This window comes from Armatimonadota bacterium (assembly GCA_020354555.1).
Lineage (GTDB): Bacteria > Armatimonadota > Hebobacteria.
On sequence record CP070648.1, the window covers coordinates 380297 to 383059 of the forward strand.

The window sequence follows — 2763 nt, forward strand, 5'->3', positions numbered from 1 at the left end:
GTCCGCGCGACGTTCAGGTCCGCCGGGACGCCGTTCCCCCGCTCGTACATGAGCCCCTGCACATAGTTGCCGAGCGGATCGCCGGCGTTCGCTGCCAGAAAGCAGAGGCGACGAGCCTCCGTCCAGGCCTGCTGCGCATACGCGGTCTCGCACGTCAGCGACGGCGTCGTGTCGACGGGCTCCGCGACTACCACCGTTGTCGTTTCGGGCGGCGGCGCCTGCACCTCGCGCTGCGGTTCGGGTTGCGGCTGCGGCCGTTGCCGCGCGGGCGCGCGACTTTGCCGCTGCCGTTCCATCGGCGGTGCCGTCCAGATAAGCGACTGCCCGTCCGACAGCGGCAGCGAGTCGACGACCGGTCGGTAGCCGGGCGCCTCCACCCGGAACACGTGGAGCCCGGGCAAGAGCGTGATAGTCGTGTCCATCGGGTACGCCCGCCCGTCGATGCTGACCACGGCGCCGTCCGGCACACTGCCCCTTAGCAAGACCTCGACCGATCCGACAGGCGCCGTTGCCTCTTCCGTCGGAGCGGTCTCACCGCCTCCCGATTGCAGGCGGTCCCAGAGCGTGAACAGGACTGCGGCTACCGCAACGGCCCCCACAACGAGACCAACGACCATGAGCGTACGGCGGGATGGCAGCGTCAGGCTGCGTCGCTTGCGCAAACGCGGCGCGGGCCTGCGCGGCGCCGGCGCCTTGCGCGGCGGCGAAGCGGCACGCGGAGGCGGAGCCCCGGCCGAAGGCGCCCGCACTTTCGGAGGGGCTTTCGCCGCTGCATCGCCCACCAATTCGTCCGCCAGTGGCTTCAGTACCCGCGTCTTGTTGAGCGCATACTCCTCCGCACCACTGGCGGTCGTCTCCTTCAACAGCCGCAGCGCCACGAGCCCGCCCGAGGCGAGATCGCGCGCGAAATACACGCGCCCGCCACCTTCCGCCTGGTCCATCTCGCCCAGCACCTCGAACTCGCCGGCCGACGCGTCCTTCACCGCCTGCAGCAGTTCTTCGGACGAGTGCAGTTCGGCAGAGAGACCGGAGAGGTCACTGCCGCATTGCGGGCAAAAGCGGCCCCATCCCCGCTGCGGCGCACCGCACTTCGGGCACGAGCTCTCGACGGCGGGCATGGAGCTGTCGAGCTGCTTTACGACTTCGAGCGTAAACTCGTCGGGAGCTTCCCCCTGCTCGAGCCGCAGGGCCACCAGGCGCTCGGACGACAGGTCCCGTGCAAGGTAGACGATAGCGCCACGTTGCCCGCGCCCCATCTCACCCAGCACCTCGAACTCTCCCTCTGCCGCATCCCGCACCGCGCGAAGGAACTCATCGTCCGGCGCGGGACTGTCCTCGAGCGCCGGGAGCCTGAGTCTGGTCGCGCCTTGCTGCCTCAGCATGTCGGCGTGATGGTGATCAGCCGTCATCGGTCGCGTCCTCCCCGCCCTGTCAGAGTGGTTGCACACGCTGTCCGATGCAAAAGTACGGGCCACGGCACTAGCAGAAAAGGTCGGCGGAGCGGCCCGCGCCGTGTTCAACCACAGCCGAGTTCGGCCGTCCTTGATTGGTCAGGTTGTTCGCATCGCTCCGATACCTACGACTCCAATGACCGCGACTGCAGAACGCGGACGTAGCGGGGCCCGGGCCGGCGCTCGACGAGCCCGGCAAGCTCCAGTTCGAGCAGCGCGGCGGCGAGAGCGTCGGGCGCCGCGCCCAGCTCACCGGCAAGGGCGTCGACCTCACGAGTCTCCGCATCCAAAGCGATCCAAACGCGCATCCCCCAAGACCGTAGAAATGATACTGATTATCATTTTAATATGTACAACGCTGGATCGGCGTGACGAGGTTTTCCTTGACATCCGCCCCGAGGGCCGAGGCCGGCGCAAGCCGCACGTCCCACGTCTTGCGGTCGGGCGTAGCGAACCGTAGGCTGATGAACCTCTGCAATGGTCGCCGTCCGCCCCGCGATCGCACCCGACCGTGAGGGGTCGTCCGTGCCGACACCCTCGCGCATCGCGCCGGTGCAGTTTGTGCAACTACTTGCAGAGGATAACGGTTCGCGCCCTCTACCCGGCGGTCAATGAGCGACACGGCACCCTGTCCATCCTGCGGTCGACTGATCGATAGCCGCGACGTCTTTTGCACACATTGCGGCTCGGCCGTTGCGCGCCCACCACACCAATGCAAGGAATGCGGCGCATCGCTGGAGCCGGAGGACCAGTTTTGCACGACCTGCGGTACCCCGGCATCTCCGTCGCCCGCCGAGCCCGTCCCCGCTCCATCCGGCGACCAGACGGGAGAGATCGAGACGCCGTGGGAGCCTGTGCTCAAGCAGTTACGGGACGTTACTCAAGGGCGTTACGAGATCGAGCGCGAGCTTGGCGAAGGCGGCATGGCAGCCGTGTATCTCGCACATGAAGTCGCGCTGCACCGCCGCGTCGCGATCAAGGTCATGTCCCCCGCGGTGCTGATGGAACGGGGGACCATCGGTCGCTTCAAGCAGGAAGCGATCACGATCGCCGCACTCAAGCACCCCCACATCGTGACCGTCCACGCAGTCGAACACCACGATCAGCTGCACTACTTCGTGCTGGACTATGTCGAGGGTGGATCGCTCGAGGATGTCATCCGCCGGACAGGTCCGCTGCCGATCGCGGCGGTCTGCGCGTGGCTCGCGCAGGTGGCGAGCGCACTGGAATACGCACACAAGAGGGGAGTTGTCCACCGGGACATCAAGCCCGCAAATATCCTGCTCGACGCCGAAGGCGACGCGATTGTCAC

At 67.0% G+C, this 2763-nt stretch carries 3 protein-coding genes; 1 reads left to right on the top strand and 2 read right to left on the bottom strand.

From position 1 onward, the window contains the following. Both JSV65_01585 and JSV65_01590 read right to left on the bottom strand, forming a co-directional pair. Nucleotides 1-1409 (bottom strand): PEGA domain-containing protein (locus tag JSV65_01585; protein UCH35069.1); only part of this gene is annotated, 1409 nt, incomplete at its 3' end. 167 nt (nucleotides 1410-1576) lie between these two features. After that, the gene (locus tag JSV65_01590; GenBank protein ID UCH35070.1) at nucleotides 1577-1759 is read right to left on the bottom strand and encodes a hypothetical protein; all 183 of its coding nucleotides are present in this window, start codon (nucleotides 1757-1759) and stop codon (nucleotides 1577-1579) included. 303 nt (nucleotides 1760-2062) lie between these two features. Here JSV65_01590 and JSV65_01595 point away from each other — a divergent pair. Then, a partial coding sequence (locus JSV65_01595; GenBank protein ID UCH35071.1) for a protein kinase occupies nucleotides 2063-2763 on the top strand: 701 nt, incomplete at its 3' end.

Bases quoted from the DNA above. Each gene is read 5' to 3' on its own strand.
- JSV65_01590 (UCH35070.1), bottom strand. From the start codon at position 1,759: ATGCGCGTTTGGATCGCTTTGGATGCGGAGACTCGTGAGGTCGACGCC.